Source organism: Chryseobacterium gallinarum (assembly GCF_001021975.1).
Lineage (GTDB): Bacteria > Bacteroidota > Bacteroidia > Flavobacteriales > Weeksellaceae > Chryseobacterium > Chryseobacterium gallinarum.
On the sequence record NZ_CP009928.1, the window covers coordinates 231,016 to 248,360 of the forward strand.

Consider the following 17,345-nt stretch of genomic DNA (forward strand, 5'->3'; position numbering starts at 1 on the left):
TAAAGCCAATGGAAGATTTTTTATTGACGCGGGCTAAAGCCCGCTTCTACTGAATATTGCTCTCTCAGATTTTGAAGATTACGCTGATAATCAACTCCTTTTTGGGTGATAAGGCTCCATCTAAACCTTATAGGTTTTAAAAACCTATAAGGTTTCATCCTAATCTTCAAATCGAATGAAACTTTTGATATTTTTTATTCCAAAGCCCAAAGGATTTCCTGAACATGCAGGAAAAAGTTGTACATCAACTCTCCCCCATGGCCTAAAGCTCTTACTACAAATCCGTTGTCTTCCATCGCTGAGACTCCGACCTCCATATCTTCATGATGCGGAGCGGCTACTTCAACGATCTCTTCAATCAATCCGTTTTTATCTACATTTTCTTTGGTACTGTAGAAGATTAAAGTTCCCTGATGGGTATACTGTTCAAGGTTGCCGATACTGCTGATCGGGATCATATCCGGTTGAATCACCACATTATCTTTCACCACAAGTTTGTGGTTATGGTAAATTTCCATGAGATTCTGGAAACGTTTCAGTTTGAAAACCTCGCCATAATGTTTTCTTCCACAGGTAATGATCTCACTGATGATGATCTGGCTGTTTTTGCCAATATGAACATGGGCTTTACTTTTAAAATTAGAATCTTCATGGGGAACGATAGGATGAGGAACATAAGCGAAAGAAGTCTCCTCCTCCATGGTTACATTCAGTTCCTGAAGTGCCTTATCCTTCATATTGAAGAGTCGTTGATACGACTGTGATTGCAGTTGAAGGGAAGAACCTTTTTCCAGGGTAATATCCAGATGATAACGGTCACCGTCCAGGATTCCCGGAGAGGAGCTCATGACCATCTGATAGAGTTTTTTGTCATTTTTTCTCTGCCCAACAGAAACAACCCTGAAAGGAAGTGAGACATAAAGATCTTTCACATAGGATTCTCCACCTTTGAATCCTGCAATTATACTCAAACGACTGTCCATTTATCTTACCAGGTTCGGTTCTTCAATCTCCTCAAGAAGTGCATATTTTTTGATCCACCCTATTACTTTATCCAGTCCTTCATCGGTTTTAAGGTTGGTAAAGACGAAAGGATTTCCTTTTCTCATTCTTCTCGCATCATTTTCCATTACTTCAAGGCTGGCACCTACATGTGGGGCAAGGTCAATTTTATTGATGATTAATAAGTCTGATCTTGTAATACCGGGACCTCCTTTTCTAGGAATTTTTTCTCCTTCTGCAACGTCAATGATGAAGATGGTTACATCGGCAAGGTCAGGGCTGAAAGTTGCAGAAAGGTTATCACCACCACTTTCTATAAGCACCAATTCAATATCCGGAAAACGTGTTGCCAGTTCATCTACCGCCTCAAGGTTCATACTGGCATCTTCACGGATTGCAGTGTGAGGACAGCCTCCTGTTTCTACCCCGATAATCCTGTCATGGGGAAGAAGGCTGTTTTTAGCCATGAATTCAGCATCTTCTTTGGTATAAATATCATTGGTTATCACTCCAAGGTCGTAAGTCCCGAATAATTTTCTGCTTAAACGTTCCAGTAAGGCAGTTTTTCCTGATCCTACAGGGCCTGCCACTCCTACTTTTATATATTTTCTATTTTCCATTTTATTTAAATTTTACTTTGTTTTTATTTTTTTAACGCTGGTAGTGCTAAGATTTAACTGATTGAGAATATTTCGAGATCACAAGGGTATTGCAATCAGCAAAGGATATTTACGTTCTGGTCATTTGCCTTTCATCTCTTCATTTTTTATGACATATAAAGTCTTGAATATAACCTTTCATGCTGCATACATCTGATATCAAAAGCTGTATTACAAAGGCCTACCATATCCCGGTCCAGTTCCATTGTTTCCCAAACTGTTTTTTCCATGACAGGATATAAAGCGAATAAGATGTCCTGCCCGTCAAGTTGCCCCAGCGGAACCAGCTTTACGGCATTGGTTATCATTCCTGCCACTGAAGTATAATAGAATCCCAGTAAGGCCTCGTATAAAGGAATTTCCATCAAATATGCATAGACTCCAAATACGATACAGTAATGAGAATTAGCTTCTTTATTCCGAATGGCTTTTTCAAATGCTTCCATGAAAGGAAAGCTTTCTCTTCTTTTGAAAATTTTGATCAGTCTTAAGCCTAATTTCTGGCTCGCCTGGCGGATTTCTTTTGGACATTTTACGGCATTGCACTCATTGTCAAGTGTCAAAAGAGCCTGCAAATCCCCTTTTTCCGCTGCTTCATAAGCCAATTTTACGAAAGCTCCGTCGTTGAATTTAAGGTTATACTGAAGCATGTTCTGTACAAACTCCCTGGCAGTCTCTACATTATGAACAATTCTTTCCTGTACATAAGTTTCAAGTCCGTTGGAATGGGTATAACCACCGATCGGAAGTGTGGGATCTGCAAGATGCAGTAATCCTGATAAAAAACTGATGTTCATATGATTATTCATCTTTCGGAGCGGCCATTTTTAAGATTTTAGTAAAAATTGTAGAACCCAGACTTCCATGTCCGTGAGGTTCTACATTCGATTTAAGAAGGTTCAGCAGTTTTACGGATTGCTTCTCGGGATTGAAACCACTTGCTTCCAGCCATCTGAACATGGGCATTTCAAATGGAAGCAATACTTTATCATCCTGAATAAAAAGCGGAATATGTTTGTTTCCGATTTCATAACATACGGTTCCCATTTCCAATAGAGAACCCGGTGTCATTACGATAGCATCTGTTTCCAGAACATTAATGGCAATCACTTTTTCTGCATCCTCGAAAAGAATATCTCCCTCACGCAGACGCTGGCCTTCTTTTAGAAATTTGATGGCTACATCTACACCATTTCTGGTTTTTTTACGCTGAATTCTTTTGGTGGTTTCAAACCATTCAAGATCCAGATAATCTATATATTTTCCCGTAGTGTTTTCGGTAAGATTTCCTATGGTTTGATTAATGATCATTTTTAGCTGTTTTTTTTCTGAAGTCTAAGTTTTTAGAAATACCAACTCCGAATGTTGAACCACTGATTCCAGCCACATAGCTTTTTGTCCAACCTTCTTCTTTGGTTTTGGTCTGAAGCATTGAAAGTTCTGCAAACTTGAATTTCAAGGCCCAACCCCCACCTAATAATATCCCGATCAAAGGATAAGCACGAAGACGGAACCCGTTAAAGTTCTGCATCTCATCAGCAGTTGTTGCCTGTTGCTCTCCCCAAACATAATGAGCATCTACCTGCCCGATCAATACAAAGTATTTCCCCAACATTAATGAGGGACTGTACCAAATTCCGGCTTCATTCTGTTTATATACAACATCATGATTCACAGAATTTTGAGAATAAGCATAATTAACCCCGATAAGATCATTATTATTGATAAAATATCCAACCCCAAGCGGTGCACTCGAAACGGTACTGCTGCTGTTTGTTGGAGTAGTCACTTTTGAGTAATCCAATGAACCATACAACATAAATTGTCCTTTGGGCCCGTCTTCATCACTCTTCAGCCTATGCCCTCCTAAAAACTGAGCGCTCAGATTTCCTGAAAGCACAGTAATTCCGGCTATGGCAAAGGAAAAAACTGTTTTATTAAAGTATTTCATTCTAAACTTAGTTCTATAATTATTTTTAAATATTGCCTGGTAAATCTTTTTTTGTTGTTAAATAAACCTAACAGGTTTTAAAAACCTGTTAGGTTTTATGGATAAGATTTATCTTAGAACAGGTAATACAACTGTGTTAAAGGAAGTTTTTCCGCCGGTTCACAAGTGATGTATTCACCATCCACTGTTACTTTATAATTTTCAGGATTCACTTCAATTAAAGGTGTCTTATCGTTATGGATAAGGTCTTTTTTACCAATATTTCTACAATTTTTCACCGGAAGGATCATTTTTTCTAATCCGTAAGAAGCGATAGTTCCATTATCTATAGAGATCTGAGATACGAAGTTGGCACAAATACCATACTTGGCTTTTCCGTGGGCTCCAAACATATTTCTGTAGATGATGGGCTGTGGCGTTGGAATAGATGCATTAGGATCTCCCATTTTAGCAGCAATTACAAATCCTCCTTTTACAATCATTTCAGGTTTAACCCCGAATAATGCTGGTTTCCAGATTACCAAATCCGCTAATTTTCCTTCTTCTACAGATCCTACATATTCTGAAATACCATGTGCGATGGCCGGATTGATGGTATATTTGGCCACGTATCTTTTAGCACGGTAGTTATCGTTTCCGCTATCTTTATCTTCAGCTAAATCACCTCTCTGCTCCTTCATTTTGCTTGCCGTCTGCCAGGTTCTTGTAATAACTTCCCCTGGTCTGCCCATTGCCTGAGAGTCAGAACTCATGATACTGAAAACTCCCATATCGTGAAGAATATCTTCTGCTGCAATGGTTTCAGGACGAATACGAGAATCTGCGAATGCCACGTCTTCAGGAATATTTTTGCTCAAATGGTGACAAACCATCAGCATATCCAGGTGCTCATCGATAGTATTGACTGTGTAAGGGCGTGTAGGATTAGTAGACGCGGGTAATACGTTTGGATACATGGCAGCTTTAATGATGTCCGGCGCGTGACCTCCACCAGCTCCTTCCGTGTGGAAAGTGTGGATTACTCTTCCATTAATCGCTCTCATGGTATCTTCAAGAAATCCACCTTCATTTAAAGTATCGGTGTGTATGGCAACCTGAACATCATATTTATCTGCTACTTTCAAAGCAGCATCAATGGTTGCAGGTGTTGCTCCCCAGTCTTCGTGGATTTTTACCCCTAATGCTCCGGCTTCAACCTGCTCTTCGATAGGTTCTTCTGCTGAACAGTTCCCCTTTCCAAAAAAACCTAAGTTCATTGGATATTCTTCTGCTGCTTCAAGCATTTTCTGCATGTTGAATTTCCCCGGAGTTACTGTTGTGGCATTCGTTCCATCGTTTGGACCTGTTCCTCCTCCGATCATGGTAGTAATTCCGCTGTATAGAGAGGTTTCAATTTGTTGTGGACAGATGTAGTGGATGTGGGTATCAATTCCTCCGGCAGTTACGATATATCCTTTTCCACCGTGGACTTCAGTAGAAGCACCAATGATCATGTTAGGAGATACTCCATCCATCGTATCAGGGTTACCGGCTTTACCGATTCCTACGATTTTACCGTCTTTAATGCCTATATCTCCTTTTACAATTCCCCAGTGATCGATGATTACGGCTCCTGTGATACAAAGGTCAAGAACCCCCTCATCTCTTTTGGCGGTAACATTCTGTCCCATACCATCACGTACGGTTTTCCCTCCTCCAAAAACGGCTTCGTCTCCGTAATGGGTGAAATCTTTTTCAATTTCAATAATAATTTCAGTGTCTCCCAGTCTGATTTTGTCTCCGGCTGTAGGACCTAATATATTGGCGTATTGTTTTCTGTCTACGTGTAAGCTCATCTTACTGATTTTTAAAATTTAACTCCTGAACTTTTGCAAGGCTTATTTTTTTCTGATCTTCAGAATCTACCTGTCCATCAACAAGGTTATTGAAGCCCATTGCTTTTTTGGTTCCTCCTATTTCTACCAATTCCACTTCTTTTTCTTCTCCCGGCTCGAAACGTACTGCAGTACTTGCTACAATATTCAGTCTCTTTCCGAAAGCTTTCCCGCGGTCAAAGCTCATCGCCTTGTTAACTTCAAAAAAATGAAAGTGGGAACCTACCTGAATGGGACGGTCTCCTGTATTAGTTACTTTGATTTTGACAGTTTCTCTGCCATCATTGCAGATAATAGTGCCTTCTTTTACAAAAATTTCTCCTGGTATCATGATAAAATAGGATTAACGGATTGGGTTGTGTACGGTTACCAGCTTTGTCCCGTCAGGGAATGTAGCTTCGATCTGAACATCGTGGATCATTTCTGCCACGCCGGGCATTACATCATCTTTTGTCAAAAGATTAGCTCCTTCCTGCATCAGTTCGGCTACTTTTTTTCCATCTCTTGCTCCTTCAAGCAAAAAGTGACTGATTAATGCGATTGATTCGGGATAATTTAATTTAAGGCCTCTCGCTTTTCTTTTCAGAGCGAGTTCTCCTGCCAGAAATAGCATAAGCTTCTCTGTTTCTCGAGGTGTTAAGTGCATAGTATTTTATTTAAAATTGGACAAACGATATTCTGTTTGCCTTTCTGAAAAGACAAATAGATCGGTTCAAAAAATGTAAAAAGGGAAATGATGTTTACGGATCAGTATTACAGAATACAAACCATAACGAATCATTAAAAACTGAAAAATGAGTTTAGCAACCCGCTATTTGCAGGGCATGATACAGAATGTACCTTGGTGCTGTAATATAAATACGGTTTTGAACGACCGCAACCGGAGTATTAAAAGTATATTTCGCAAAGAAATAATTGAGCCACTGCTGTGCAAGTATTGAATAATCAAATTTCACTTTCTCCCAGTCATTGGAATCCTGTACATCCTGCCCATCTGAAAAACTATAGATTTCAGGCTGGGTCTGCTGATCCGATTTTTGCTGAAGAAGATGGATTTTTGATAAAAGATCGGAGTATGGTTGAGCCTTTACCTTATGTACAAAAAGACCTGTACACAACGCTGAGAAAAATATCACAAAAGAGAAAAATAGGACTCTTTTTTTCATACTGTTAATAATGTGTAAAATTAGACTAATCTGTAATCACAGGCTATCAAAAAAATTATTTAAAATGTTCAAAATCGCAACAAATATAATTTTAACTAAATTTTACATTTCATAATAAATACCTTATTTACAGCACTTAACAGCTATTTATGAACTATGACAAATATTACATTGTCCTTATTCCTGTAATTATATCAGCATAACATTACTTTTCTTTTGTGCAAAGGATTGAACGGATGTATTAAATATTTATAACATTTTACCATTAAAAAAGCATTTTACATTCTTAATCAGCTCAATAATAAGTTTATTTACAAAAATACGCTGCATTTTTTCTTTCCTTATAAATATCGTAAATTTGTATATACTTAATTAAAAAATAATACAACGTAATATGTCAAAAGCAATTTCGCAAGTACCATTAGCGGTAAACGAGCCGGTAAATTCTTATGAGCCGGGATCTCCGGAAGTTAAAAGCCTTATCAGTACTTATAAAAAGATGTGGGCTGAAAAAGTGGAAATTCCAATGATCATCAACGGAAAGGAAGTAAAGACCGATAAAAAAGTACAGCTTCAGTCTCCTCAGGATCATGCTCACGACTTCGGATTCTATTACCAGGGTGGTATGCAGCATGTGGATGACGCAATCAATGCGGCATTGGCAGCTAAAAAAGAATGGAATGAACTAGGTTGGGAACAACGTGCAGCCATTTTCCTAAAGGCAGCTGACCTTTTAGCTGGCCCTTACAGAGATGTGATTAATGCAGCAACGATGATCGGACAATCTAAAAACGTACACCAGGCTGAAATTGATTCTGCCTGCGAGTTCATTGATTTCTTAAGATTCAATGTAGAGTTTATGACAGAAATGTATGCTGAACAGCCTGTTTCTGACAATGGTATCTGGAACCGTGTAGAATACAGACCATTAGAAGGATTCTGTTTTGCAGTTACTCCGTTCAACTTTACAGCGATTTCAGGGAACCTTCCTACCTGTATGGCCATGTTAGGAAACGTGGTGGTTTGGAAGCCTTCCGATAAGCAGATCTATTCCGCAAAAGTAATCATGGATGTGTTAACTGAAGCAGGTCTTCCTGCAGGGGTTATCAATATGATCTTTACAGACGGAAAAGAAACGGCTGAAAAAGTATTGGCTCACCCTGATTTTGCAGGTCTTCACTTCACAGGTTCCACAAGAGTATTCCAGGGAATGTGGAAAATGATCGGTGATAATATCCATAACTACAGAACCTATCCAAGAATCGTTGGAGAAACCGGTGGTAAAGACTTTGTCATCGCTCACCCGTCTGCCAACGTAGAAGCTGTAGCTACTGCATTGGTAAGAGGAGCTTTCGAATACCAGGGACAAAAATGTTCTGCCGCTTCAAGAGCTTATATTCCTAAGTCGCTTTGGGCTGATGTGAAGAAAGTGATGGAAGCTCAGATGAGCACGATCAAAATTGGTTCTCCTGAAGATCCGTCTAATTTCATAAATGCTGTAATCGATAAAAATTCTTTCGAAAAATGTAAAGGATATATCGACAGGGCTAACGCTTCCGGTGAAGCTACTGTAGCTATTGGCGGTAAATATGATGATTCTAAAGGATGGTTTGTACACCCAACAGTTATTGAAACAACAAACCCACAATATGAGAGTATGATAGAAGAGATCTTCGGACCTATTTTATCTGTTTATGTATATGAAGATCAGGACTGGAAAGAAACCTTAAAACTTGTTGATTCTTCTTCTCCTTATTCATTGACAGGTTCTGTGTTTGCACAAGACCGTTATGCAATTAATGAAGCTTTTAAAGCATTGGAAAATGCTTCAGGAAACTTCTACATCAATGATAAACCTACAGGTGCTGTAGTAGGACAACAGCCTTTCGGTGGTGGCAGAGCTTCAGGAACAAATGACAAAGCAGGTTCTAAAATGAACCTTCTCAGATGGACTTCCGTAAGAAGTATCAAAGAAACTTTTGTTTCTCCAAAAGATTACAAATATCCATATCTGGGATAATCATAAGTAATAAAACAGGTAATGAATAATGATTACCTATTTTTCAATACAGCCTCGGAATTTCGATTCCGGGGCTTTTTAATATCAAATAATCCATGACATTTCTATTAAAATTTGACCTTTGATATTATTTTTTTATCTATATTTAGTGATATATACTCAATATTACACAAATATATGATGGAAAAAAAGTTTCAAACTCTGAAAGGAGCTGGAGGCTTATATAGCGCATAATGAAGTTTTAGACAGCTTTTGTTGTAATATAATCTTAATAAGAATATATCATGATGAAAAATTTAATCTATTAAAACTATTAGTATGGCTATTATAAAAAAAGCAAAAAATATCAATATACAAGTTACCAATAATTATACTTCAATAAGCAAAGTATCTCATGAAGAATCAGAAAAGGTAATCATTGAAGCTACCAAACAAAACCTGGAATTATCCAGTCAAAAAAAGACCATATTACAAGGTTTTGGAAAAGACGGAACAACAGATGATGGAAATACAGAAAAAAATGAAAAAAAATGTTATTGTAACAGGGATTTTACACCTAATGAAATAAAGGACATTGTCATTGCATTAAGAAAGGGGGAAATTATAGGCAGTACAGTCAGGAAAACAATTGAAGAAGTAAATGGTATAAAGAAAACTGTTTTCAAAAAAGTTTCTTTAAGTGTTTATGACATGATTAACACTAAAGATTTATTATTTGCAAATCAATCAGACATAAAAAGAGCGGAACATTTATCAGTGGATGATTCAACTTATGAAAAAGTTACAGATATCATAAACAAATTGCTTAAAACCTATGATATAAATAGTTGTATTAGAAAAATTCATTTTATTGCCCAAGCCTATCATGAGTCTCATAGATTTAGGGCTACATTTGAAGGAAGGACAGAAGCAAATACTCCATCAAATTATAGTGGTGGTTACCATTTTCAAGGAAGAGGTTTTATGCAACTCACTCATGATTATAATTATGTAAAATATTACAATAAGGTTTATGGCACCAAAGAAGTTTTAAAAGATAAAAAATTTTATACCGAGAAACTTATTCCTTTTGCTAAATTATTGGCAACAAATATTGAATATGCATTTGATTCTGCCGGATGGTATTGGAAAAACGATGATGAAGTTAATGCTATCGGAGTTAATATGAATCTAGCTGCAGATCAAGATAACACCTTATATGTATCTCAAGGAATTAATGGAAAAGTAAGATCGCCTAATGGTTTAAAAGAACGAATTAAATATGTAGCAGACCTTAAAGAAATTATGAAATATGAAAATTGTAGCAATAAGAAAAATTAAACTTTTTTATTTTCTGATTTTTATTCTAATTGGAATTATTACTAATGCCCAAAAGATACAGATATGGAATAAAAAATTAAACACAAATATCATATTACACCAGAAAGTAAGTAACGATAGTACATGGTTACTCATAGATAAAAAAGAAAATAAATGGCTGGGGAAAGATGTAAATATAAAAACTGTAAATTACTGGAATAACGCCCCAATAGACATCACCGCCAATTGTAAGACAAATATTTTAGTAATTAAACGAACTTTTTTAGGGAATAGTATTGTGGGTGATAAACTCTATTTCAAAAAAAACAAGAATAAATATTATTTCCATTCTCTTAAAGAATTTGAACAAAAGAAAAATATAGACTGAAATCAGAAATTAGAACTGGAAAAAACATTCCAAAATTGAAAACATGATGATTAAAGCATTCATTGCTCTATTTTTACTGGCTTTTCATTTTACCTATTCTCAAAATATTGTAGGCAATTATTCTTGTAGTGAATCTAAATGCAAACTCAGCTTAAAAATAGAATCTAACAATCATTTCTCCTTTAATACAAGTAAAAATAAAAGAATAAAAGGAATTGTAAAACTTTCCAAAGAAGATCATGTAACTTATCTGGATTTTGGAAATGGCATAAGTGCAATGTTTGATAAGGATACCATCTCTATTCAAAACTCAGGAAATTCTATGAATCCTTTTGTACGTTTTAAGGAATGTAATGAAATGTATATTCACTTAGTGAAAAAGAATGAACTGTATACTTCTAAAAAGTAAAATACTTGTGCTCCTACTATTATCCTTATTTAGTAATGCACAATATCAGATTATTGCTAAAAAGGATTTAAATTTAGATAAATCTCAGGATGTTATTTATAAAGATTCTATAACCAATAACTTGGTATTTGAATATGCAAAAAATAATAAGAACAAGAAAAATGATACAATATCTTTTTTCTCAAATTATAAAGCAGAGTCAGGGAGCGTAAATATCAATGTAATAAAAAATGTTATCCATATTAAATTTACATATGCACCAAAGTATCTTGACTTTGATATATTGTATTTTAGCTATGATAAAGTTAAAATGGATTGGTTTTTAACTTATCTTTTAAGTTCAAGAACAAATCCCTTAAGTGAAAAAACTAATGACTGAAAAATGCCAATACAAGATACCTAGAAAAATGAATGTATCTTTAAAAAACAGCAACTTCGATGAAGTTCAGGAAAAGTTATTGGATAATAAAAAATATATTATAAAATGTTCAAAGCAAAATCTAGAATAATAAAGGGTTTTGGACTTATTATGTAGTTGATAACTTTATTTCAAAAACAAGAATAACTATTATTTCCATTCTCTTAAAGAATTTGAACAAAAGAAAAGTATAGATTAGAAATCTAATGACATTGACATGTGTTCAATAATAAACAGAACTAAACCTAACATATTTTAACAAACTTTACCTATTTTTTACCATTTATAAACCTTATTAGGAATAATTGTTGATTTTTTTCTAACACACCCCAAAATAAAATAGTTATGAAAAAGTTTTTGCTGACAGCCATTGGAATAGGAATATTTGCAGTGAGTTGTGGAACCAAAGAATCGACAATGTCAACGGGTAACCGTGATTCAGCAGCAGCAGAGCAAGCGAGAAAAGCACCTGCTACCACTGATACGATGAATACAAAACAGGTCCCTCCTGATACCATCAAGACAAAAATAGATTCCATGGCACAGACTCCTGTCAAATAATTAATATAAACGTTTAACTTAAAATGGAAAATCCGCAGATGAAAGCTCTGCGGATTTTTTATTTATTTTAGTTTTTTTATAGTAGGCTTACAACATAAAGCATCTACAGTACTATTTTATTTTCCTGAATGTAATTCCACCGTGCATATCCATAGTAACTCCATTGATGTCTCCTTTATCATCCAGGGTAAAATTAAAATCGAAATCAGGATTCATTTGCTGTGGAACTTCTTCTGTTAATTCTGAAGCAAAAAGGTCATACTGCCGGTGCATCAATAGAAATTTGAAAGTTGGAAAACGGACGTACAGGTTATTTCCTTCTTTAACAATCGTTAATGTTCCATATCCTTTATTAAAATACTCACCGCAATATAAATCAAGATCATGGGTTGGCTTTTTCTTTTCATTGATAGCCGTCCGGATTCTTTTATGCGGCTTGGCAATATCACCTATACTCTTTTCATAGGAATAAGGTTTGCCATGATCTAACCCAAGCATACGGATTGAAATCATATTGGCAATGGTATTGGATATATCGGAATTCTGCTGATTGCTTAAAACGGCTATCCCCAGTTTTTCAGCCGGAAATAGAAAAATATTAGAATTGAAGCCTGATACTCCTCCAGCATGCCACACCTTATAATGACCTTTGAAAACCTGAGTAAGCCAACCATACCCGCAACCAAACAGGTAATTTTTGGCATCCGGACTGGCCGGAGGAGCGCCATCAATCATGACTTTGGCACTCATTGCATTTTTTATGTATTCTTTTGAAATAAGCTCTTGTTTTTCAAAACTTCCATAGTTTAACCAAAGTCTGATCCAGTTGGCCAAATCAGCTGCAGAACTGTTAACCGCAGCTCCCGGTTTATCATTTTCAGGTCTCTGAAACAGTACTTTCTCAATATTTTTTTGGTAAAGTCCATACGGGTAGGAAAAATCAGGCTGTGTTATCATTTCATCCACAGATGTGCTACTATGATCCATCTTTAAAGGAACAAAGATTTTCTGTCTGATAAGATCATCCCAGCTTTTACCATTTACCTGCTCTGCAATAGCTCCCAGCATGAGATATCCAAAATTGCTGTATTTCCAGCTATTTTTAGGTTCTCCATTTTCTTTGATAAAGGGAAGTCTTTGCATCAGATCTATACGTTTAGATGCGGGAAAGAAAATGTAGGTTCCATCTATACTCCCCAATCCGCTTCTGTGTTCCAGTAAATCTTCGATTGTGATGAGATTGTTCATTCTATCCGTAGAAAATGTCAGGTAAGGAATATATCGTGAAGGTTTATCCTGAATGGATATTTTCTTTTCACTTTCCAACATACCTATTAAGGCGGATGTAAATGATTTGGTATTGCTTCCGATGCTAAAAACGGTATTGGGAGTTACGGGAAGTTTATTTTCATAATCCCTGTATCCATAACCTTTAGAATAAGTGACCTCATTATTTTTGACAATTACTATGGATATTCCTACAGCCTGATAATCTTTCATGATGGCATTGATCTCTTCATCAATTCCCTTAAGGTTTTCTTTTGGCTCCTGGCTCAACATAAAAGTGTATAATAGCAGGGGCAGCAGGTAAAGTATTTTTTTCATGGTTTTATTTTTAAGATCAACTGAGTATTGTTCTCTTTATTTTTTTCATTGATGATTTGATATGCATAGCATCATATTTTTTCACTCCTCTTATTACATTAAAAACAATTTTATCATAATATGGATCTGATCATCAATAAAAATATTAATATTTTACTATATTTGATTAGACTAACATCAAAAAAATAAAATAGTATGAAAAAAATCTGGATAGTAGCTGTATTAGGTCTTCTTTTCTTGGGAAGCTGTGCTCAAAATAAAGAAAAGAGAGAAGAGTTTAAAGATGAACACAATAAAGAATCTTTGCGAAACAAAATGGGAGATTCAGCTGTAGCTAATTCTGAACCGGCACCCATCGCTGCCGATACCTTAAAAACAAAAACAGACAGTGCCCGTCATAAATAAAACCACAAATCCACAGATGTTCTGTGGATTTGCACTTAAAAAAACTTGACTGAAAAAAAACCGGGCAATCAGCCCCGATTGTATGATGTTTCCCTTGGTATAATCCAGATATACAAAAGGTATTATATCTCAAAATAATGAATAATTACCAGTTCCTTATTAAATTTATAGCTGATTCCCTTGTTCTGCTATCTCAGAAATAGCTATTCTTCAAATAAGGAAATACCTAGAGAGTGATGATGATCATAGTTCCGTAAGATTGGCGCAAAGATAGGTTAGCAGACTGCTTAAGAGAAATAATAGGTTATCCATTTTCATGAAAATAGTAAGATAGAGTTAAAAAAAATAACTAATTTTTAATTATTTTCAGGAAATCAACCATTTTTAGCTGATTGATTTTCAGCTTCAAGGTATTTAATATAGGCTGAAGGAGAGAAATCAGTAACAGCTTTAAATACGGTTGCAAACTTGCTGTGGGAAGAAAAACCACATTCATCAGCCAGAATACTTATTTTATATTGTCTGTATTTTTCATCATTAATCAATTTATCTACAATATAATTGATTCTTAACCGGTTGATGTACGTTTTAAAGTCAGCATTTTTATGCTTATTAATCACATAGGAAAGATATTTGGTATTGGTGCTGAGTTCACCGGCCAGAAAAGAAAGAGACATTCCTTTACTGTTATAAAGGTTTCCTTTTTCAAAGCTTTCGAGAAGTTCAAGCAATTTGGATTCTGTTTCGGAGGTCATCAGGGATTCGTTTCTTTTTCGGTCATCCTCACTGTCTTTTTCATCTATTTCCTCTACTGAAATATTGGAAAATTCAAGGTTATCTGCTTTTTTCAGCACCTGTCCGCTATTGGCTATGGGTTGTAAACGGGCTCTTATAATATTCCTGAATTTTGAGTATTGTCTTTTCTGCCTGGTTCTAAAGAAAGTGATCAAACCAACTAAGGATACCAACAAAACTATAATGGTTGTATTTTTAACGATATTGAGTCTGCTCTTTTTGTTATTCTTATTTTCTGAAGGCTCCAGGTTTTTCAATACAAATCCGTGGTTACGGGCCGCAATACTATCGTAGGCCCTTACATATTTCACAGCATATAAGGAAGCTTTAAAATTATCACCGGTTCCTTCATAGTAATCATTAATATTAGAATAAACAGCTTTTTTCAGTTTGATGCTTCTGGATGTATCAGCAATTTTCTCAGCTTTTTTAAGATATAGTTCAGCATCTTCCCAGTTTTTTTGTTTCAGGCGGATTCCCCCCAAACCATTATAAACCAGGCCCAGAATGCAGCTTCCCTTTGTAAGAAGTCTTTCAGCTTTCCGGTAATAGTTTTCAGAAACAGCATAATCATTAAGCTTAAAATACACATCGCCCAACAACTGATAGGAAGCCGCTTCGGTCCTGTCTTCATTCTGGGTGTTTATTTTCTCAAAACACTTCAATGAAACTTCAATATACCGTATAGCCTCTGAATAGTTTCCCTGCTCCATTTCATAGTAAGCCATTTCCTGGTTGAGCAGCCCTGCCATCTCATGACTCTTGTGTCTATCACTGATCTTTTGGGAAGCTTCTAATCCTTTTACAATATATTTTTTTGATCTTTCATGAAGACCTACCTGGCGGTACTGCCTGGCCAGGAGCCTGCTCACATAAGCCATCCACTCCTGGTCATTCATCTGATTGATGAGAGAGTACGCATTTTCACTATAACAGATTGCTTTTTTAAAATCTCCGCCAAAATGGTACAATTCTGAAGAAAGTATAAGACTCTTTACCTTTTCCAATGGTTCTTGTGCCGATATATAGAGAGAATCAGCAGTTCTGATTGCTTTTGGTAAATCTTTATGGGAAGTAACAACAGAGGTTCTTTCACAGATCTGATCGAAATTATTCTTTTTTTGTCCTAATAAGGAGTTTGCTGTGACAAGCAAAAACAAAAGCTGCAGTAAATTTTTAGACATAAAAAAACAAATTATTATTTTTATAATAATTCATCATTTCTTCTCTGGGTGTCTTTTTGTTTTTTACAAAACTACTAATATTTTATTTTTTATTAAAATATTCAACTGTAATTTAATCATTTAAACTAAAATAGCCATTTATGTTAATTTTAATAATAAGCTCAAAATAATAAATGATCATCTTTCCTATCAGATATACTCTGTCATAAAATCAACCTTCCCAAAGAATTATTTTTAATCTGATCAACTTAATTGTCATCATATTTATTACATTTGTAGTGAATGAATAAAAAGTTTTTATGAAAAAAATAGCATTATTTTCTTCTTTATTGATAGGAGCCCTGGCGCTGGCACAGGGAATCAAATTTGAAGACAGTAACTTTGCCACTATCCTGGCGAAAGCAAAAAAAGAAAACAAACTGGTATTTGTAGATGCCTATGCCTCCTGGTGCGGACCATGTAAACTGATGGTAAAAAATATTTTCCCCCTTCAGAGTGTGGGTGATTATTACAACTCACATTTCATTAATGCTAAAATTGATATGGAAAAAGGAGAAGGAATAGCCCTTGCAAAAAAATATAATGTAAAGGCATTCCCAACTTATTTATTTATCAATGGAGATGGTGAAGCTGTCCACAGAACATTAGGATACGTGGAGGAAAAAGACTTTATCCAGTTTGCAAAGGATGCAGAAGATCCTAACAAAAGGCTTACTGCTTTAAAGCAAAAATTTGAAAACGGTGAAAAAGATCCTGAATTTTTGAAAAATCTTGCAGGACTTACCATGTACAATGATGCTGATTTTGCAGGAAAAGTCATGAACCGTTATTTCCAGCAAAAAACAACACTTGATCAGGAAGATATTCAGATGTTGCTTTCAGGTACCCAAAGTACAGACAGTCCTCTGTATACCATTTTCCATGAAAAGAAAGCCGATATCATAAAGTTTCTTCCTGCAGATAAGTATGAAAAATTCGATAAGAACATAAAGCTGAATACTGTTGCCAAAAAGGCCTATAACGCGGATACAAAAACCTGGAATGATAATTATTTTATGACTGAAGCCCAGAAATTCTTAAGCAAAGAAGAAGCTGAGAAAATCTATAAAAGAATGAAGGCTAACAGGGCATTAAAGAATAAGGATATTCCTGCGTACGAAAAACTGATCCTTGAGTTGTATAAAGATACTTCTGCTGCAAGCTCTGAAGAATTGAATTCCCTTGCATGGAACTTCTTTGAAAATGTAAACAATAAGGCTTCTTTGGAAAAAGCTATTGCCTGGGCGCAGGAATCTGTAAAGAAAGACCAGAACTACGCCAATACAGATACACTGGCTAATCTTTACAATAAAATCGGGGATAAGAAAAATGCCAAACTATGGGCTGAAAAGTCTATTGAGTTGGCAAAAAGCACCGGAGAGGATTTTTCAGACACTGAAAAATTACTGAAAAGCTTATAATAATATAAAAAGCAAAAACCGCAGGAGACTCTGCGGTTTTTTTATTGTATAAATTCCCTTAGCTCTTAGATTTTGTTTCTAATTTTAAGATATCGGAAAATGATTCTGTCTTCAACACAATGCTTTTAACTTAAAATACTAAAGTGTTC

At 35.6% G+C, this 17,345-nt stretch carries 19 protein-coding genes; 8 read left to right on the plus strand and 11 right to left on the minus strand.

Annotated elements, in window-relative coordinates; all coding sequences use genetic code 11:
• Window positions 1-194: 194 nt before the first annotated feature.
• From OK18_RS00985 to OK18_RS01025, 9 genes are all read right to left on the minus strand, one after another.
• Window positions 195-971 carry an urease accessory protein UreD gene (locus OK18_RS00985; RefSeq protein WP_228377674.1) on the minus strand — a complete coding sequence of 259 codons (777 nt, stop codon included), beginning with the start codon at window positions 969-971 and terminating at the stop codon, window positions 195-197.
• Between the two features lie 12 nt (window positions 972-983).
• Entirely contained in the window at window positions 984-1,622 is a 639-nt protein-coding gene (gene ureG, locus OK18_RS00990) for an urease accessory protein UreG (protein ID WP_053326794.1), read from the minus strand.
• 146 nt (window positions 1,623-1,768) lie between these two features.
• Window positions 1,769-2,458 (minus strand): urease accessory protein UreF, encoded by a 690-nt coding sequence (locus tag OK18_RS00995; RefSeq protein WP_053329258.1) that lies wholly within the window; start codon window positions 2,456-2,458, stop codon window positions 1,769-1,771.
• Between the two features lie 4 nt (window positions 2,459-2,462).
• Window positions 2,463-2,972 carry an urease accessory protein UreE gene (gene ureE, locus OK18_RS01000; protein ID WP_053326795.1) on the minus strand — a complete coding sequence of 170 codons (510 nt, stop codon included), beginning with the start codon at window positions 2,970-2,972 and terminating at the stop codon, window positions 2,463-2,465.
• Entirely contained in the window at window positions 2,962-3,612 is a 651-nt protein-coding gene (locus tag OK18_RS01005) for a hypothetical protein (RefSeq protein ID WP_053326796.1), read from the minus strand. Before OK18_RS01005 ends, ureE begins: the two co-directional genes overlap by 11 nt.
• 113 nt (window positions 3,613-3,725) lie before the next feature.
• A complete protein-coding gene (gene ureC / locus OK18_RS01010; protein WP_050020176.1) occupies window positions 3,726-5,447 on the minus strand; it encodes an urease subunit alpha in 1,722 nt (573 codons plus the stop codon).
• A gap of 1 nt (window position 5,448) precedes the next feature.
• Window positions 5,449-5,817 carry an urease subunit beta gene (gene ureB, locus OK18_RS01015; protein WP_053326797.1) on the minus strand — a complete coding sequence of 123 codons (369 nt, stop codon included), beginning with the start codon at window positions 5,815-5,817 and terminating at the stop codon, window positions 5,449-5,451.
• A gap of 12 nt (window positions 5,818-5,829) precedes the next feature.
• Window positions 5,830-6,132, minus strand: a complete 303-nt coding sequence (gene ureA, locus OK18_RS01020; RefSeq protein ID WP_045499458.1) for an urease subunit gamma — start codon at window positions 6,130-6,132, stop codon at window positions 5,830-5,832.
• A gap of 154 nt (window positions 6,133-6,286) precedes the next feature.
• Window positions 6,287-6,652, minus strand: a complete 366-nt coding sequence (locus OK18_RS01025) for a hypothetical protein (RefSeq protein WP_050020175.1) — start codon at window positions 6,650-6,652, stop codon at window positions 6,287-6,289.
• A 394-nt stretch (window positions 6,653-7,046) separates the two neighbouring features.
• On the opposite strand from OK18_RS01025, the gene pruA reads away from it, so the two are divergent.
• The 6 genes from pruA to OK18_RS01055 all read left to right on the plus strand — a co-directional run bounded on the left by pruA (window position 7,047) and on the right by OK18_RS01055 (window position 11,747).
• Window positions 7,047-8,672, plus strand: a complete 1,626-nt coding sequence (pruA, locus tag OK18_RS01030; RefSeq protein WP_053326798.1) for an L-glutamate gamma-semialdehyde dehydrogenase — start codon at window positions 7,047-7,049, stop codon at window positions 8,670-8,672.
• 318 nt (window positions 8,673-8,990) lie between these two features.
• Window positions 8,991-9,992, plus strand: a complete 1,002-nt coding sequence (locus OK18_RS01035; RefSeq protein ID WP_053326799.1) for a lysozyme family protein — start codon at window positions 8,991-8,993, stop codon at window positions 9,990-9,992.
• Complete coding sequence (locus tag OK18_RS01040; protein WP_053326800.1) at window positions 9,964-10,359, plus strand: hypothetical protein; 396 nt, start codon at window positions 9,964-9,966, stop codon at window positions 10,357-10,359. The genes OK18_RS01035 and OK18_RS01040 overlap by 29 nt, the downstream gene beginning before the upstream one ends.
• Window positions 10,360-10,402: 43 nt before the next feature.
• The gene (locus tag OK18_RS01045) at window positions 10,403-10,768 is read left to right on the plus strand and encodes a hypothetical protein (protein WP_053326801.1); all 366 of its coding nucleotides are present in this window, start codon (window positions 10,403-10,405) and stop codon (window positions 10,766-10,768) included.
• Window positions 10,743-11,147: a hypothetical protein gene (locus OK18_RS01050; RefSeq protein ID WP_053326802.1), complete on the plus strand. Its 405-nt coding sequence runs from the start codon at window positions 10,743-10,745 to the stop codon at window positions 11,145-11,147. Before OK18_RS01045 ends, OK18_RS01050 begins: the two co-directional genes overlap by 26 nt.
• 384 nt (window positions 11,148-11,531) lie before the next feature.
• Window positions 11,532-11,747, plus strand: coding sequence for a hypothetical protein (locus OK18_RS01055; protein ID WP_053326803.1), 216 nt, complete (start codon window positions 11,532-11,534; stop codon window positions 11,745-11,747).
• A 111-nt stretch (window positions 11,748-11,858) separates the two neighbouring features.
• Here the strand turns inward: OK18_RS01055 and OK18_RS01060 are convergent, their stop codons facing one another.
• Window positions 11,859-13,352, minus strand: a complete 1,494-nt coding sequence (locus OK18_RS01060; RefSeq protein ID WP_082129111.1) for a serine hydrolase — start codon at window positions 13,350-13,352, stop codon at window positions 11,859-11,861.
• 195 nt (window positions 13,353-13,547) lie between these two features.
• Here OK18_RS01060 and OK18_RS01065 point away from each other — a divergent pair, with 195 nt between their 5' ends.
• The gene (locus tag OK18_RS01065; protein WP_053326805.1) at window positions 13,548-13,757 is read left to right on the plus strand and encodes a hypothetical protein; all 210 of its coding nucleotides are present in this window, start codon (window positions 13,548-13,550) and stop codon (window positions 13,755-13,757) included.
• A 374-nt stretch (window positions 13,758-14,131) separates the two neighbouring features.
• Here OK18_RS01065 and OK18_RS01070 read toward each other — a convergent pair whose 3' ends face one another.
• The gene (locus tag OK18_RS01070; protein WP_053326806.1) at window positions 14,132-15,736 is read right to left on the minus strand and encodes an AraC family transcriptional regulator; all 1,605 of its coding nucleotides are present in this window, start codon (window positions 15,734-15,736) and stop codon (window positions 14,132-14,134) included.
• 299 nt (window positions 15,737-16,035) lie between these two features.
• Between OK18_RS01070 and OK18_RS01075 the strand changes: the two genes are divergently transcribed.
• Entirely contained in the window at window positions 16,036-17,196 is a 1,161-nt protein-coding gene (locus OK18_RS01075) for a thioredoxin family protein (protein WP_053326807.1), read from the plus strand.
• Window positions 17,197-17,345 lie beyond the last annotated feature (149 nt).

What these genes read in the sequence shown, in the direction of transcription:
- ureG (WP_053326794.1), bottom strand. Translation starts at nt 1,622, where the DNA reads ATGGAAAATAGAAAATATATAAAAGTAGGAGTGGCAGGCCCTGTAGGA.
- OK18_RS00995 (WP_053329258.1), bottom strand. Translation starts at nt 2,458, where the DNA reads ATGAACATCAGTTTTTTATCAGGATTACTGCATCTTGCAGATCCCACA.
- ureE (WP_053326795.1), bottom strand. Translation starts at nt 2,972, where the DNA reads ATGATCATTAATCAAACCATAGGAAATCTTACCGAAAACACTACGGGA.
- OK18_RS01005 (WP_053326796.1), bottom strand. Translation starts at nt 3,612, where the DNA reads ATGAAATACTTTAATAAAACAGTTTTTTCCTTTGCCATAGCCGGAATT.
- ureC (WP_050020176.1), bottom strand. Translation starts at nt 5,447, where the DNA reads ATGAGCTTACACGTAGACAGAAAACAATACGCCAATATATTAGGTCCT.
- ureB (WP_053326797.1), bottom strand. Translation starts at nt 5,817, where the DNA reads ATGATACCAGGAGAAATTTTTGTAAAAGAAGGCACTATTATCTGCAAT.
- ureA (WP_045499458.1), bottom strand. Translation starts at nt 6,132, where the DNA reads ATGCACTTAACACCTCGAGAAACAGAGAAGCTTATGCTATTTCTGGCA.
- OK18_RS01025 (WP_050020175.1), bottom strand. Translation starts at nt 6,652, where the DNA reads ATGAAAAAAAGAGTCCTATTTTTCTCTTTTGTGATATTTTTCTCAGCG.
- pruA (WP_053326798.1), top strand. Translation starts at nt 7,047, where the DNA reads ATGTCAAAAGCAATTTCGCAAGTACCATTAGCGGTAAACGAGCCGGTA.
- OK18_RS01035 (WP_053326799.1), top strand. Translation starts at nt 8,991, where the DNA reads ATGGCTATTATAAAAAAAGCAAAAAATATCAATATACAAGTTACCAAT.
- OK18_RS01040 (WP_053326800.1), top strand. Translation starts at nt 9,964, where the DNA reads ATGAAAATTGTAGCAATAAGAAAAATTAAACTTTTTTATTTTCTGATT.
- OK18_RS01045 (WP_053326801.1), top strand. Translation starts at nt 10,403, where the DNA reads ATGATGATTAAAGCATTCATTGCTCTATTTTTACTGGCTTTTCATTTT.
- OK18_RS01050 (WP_053326802.1), top strand. Translation starts at nt 10,743, where the DNA reads ATGAACTGTATACTTCTAAAAAGTAAAATACTTGTGCTCCTACTATTA.
- OK18_RS01055 (WP_053326803.1), top strand. Translation starts at nt 11,532, where the DNA reads ATGAAAAAGTTTTTGCTGACAGCCATTGGAATAGGAATATTTGCAGTG.
- OK18_RS01060 (WP_082129111.1), bottom strand. Translation starts at nt 13,352, where the DNA reads ATGAAAAAAATACTTTACCTGCTGCCCCTGCTATTATACACTTTTATG.
- OK18_RS01065 (WP_053326805.1), top strand. Translation starts at nt 13,548, where the DNA reads ATGAAAAAAATCTGGATAGTAGCTGTATTAGGTCTTCTTTTCTTGGGA.
- OK18_RS01070 (WP_053326806.1), bottom strand. Translation starts at nt 15,736, where the DNA reads ATGTCTAAAAATTTACTGCAGCTTTTGTTTTTGCTTGTCACAGCAAAC.
- OK18_RS01075 (WP_053326807.1), top strand. Translation starts at nt 16,036, where the DNA reads ATGAAAAAAATAGCATTATTTTCTTCTTTATTGATAGGAGCCCTGGCG.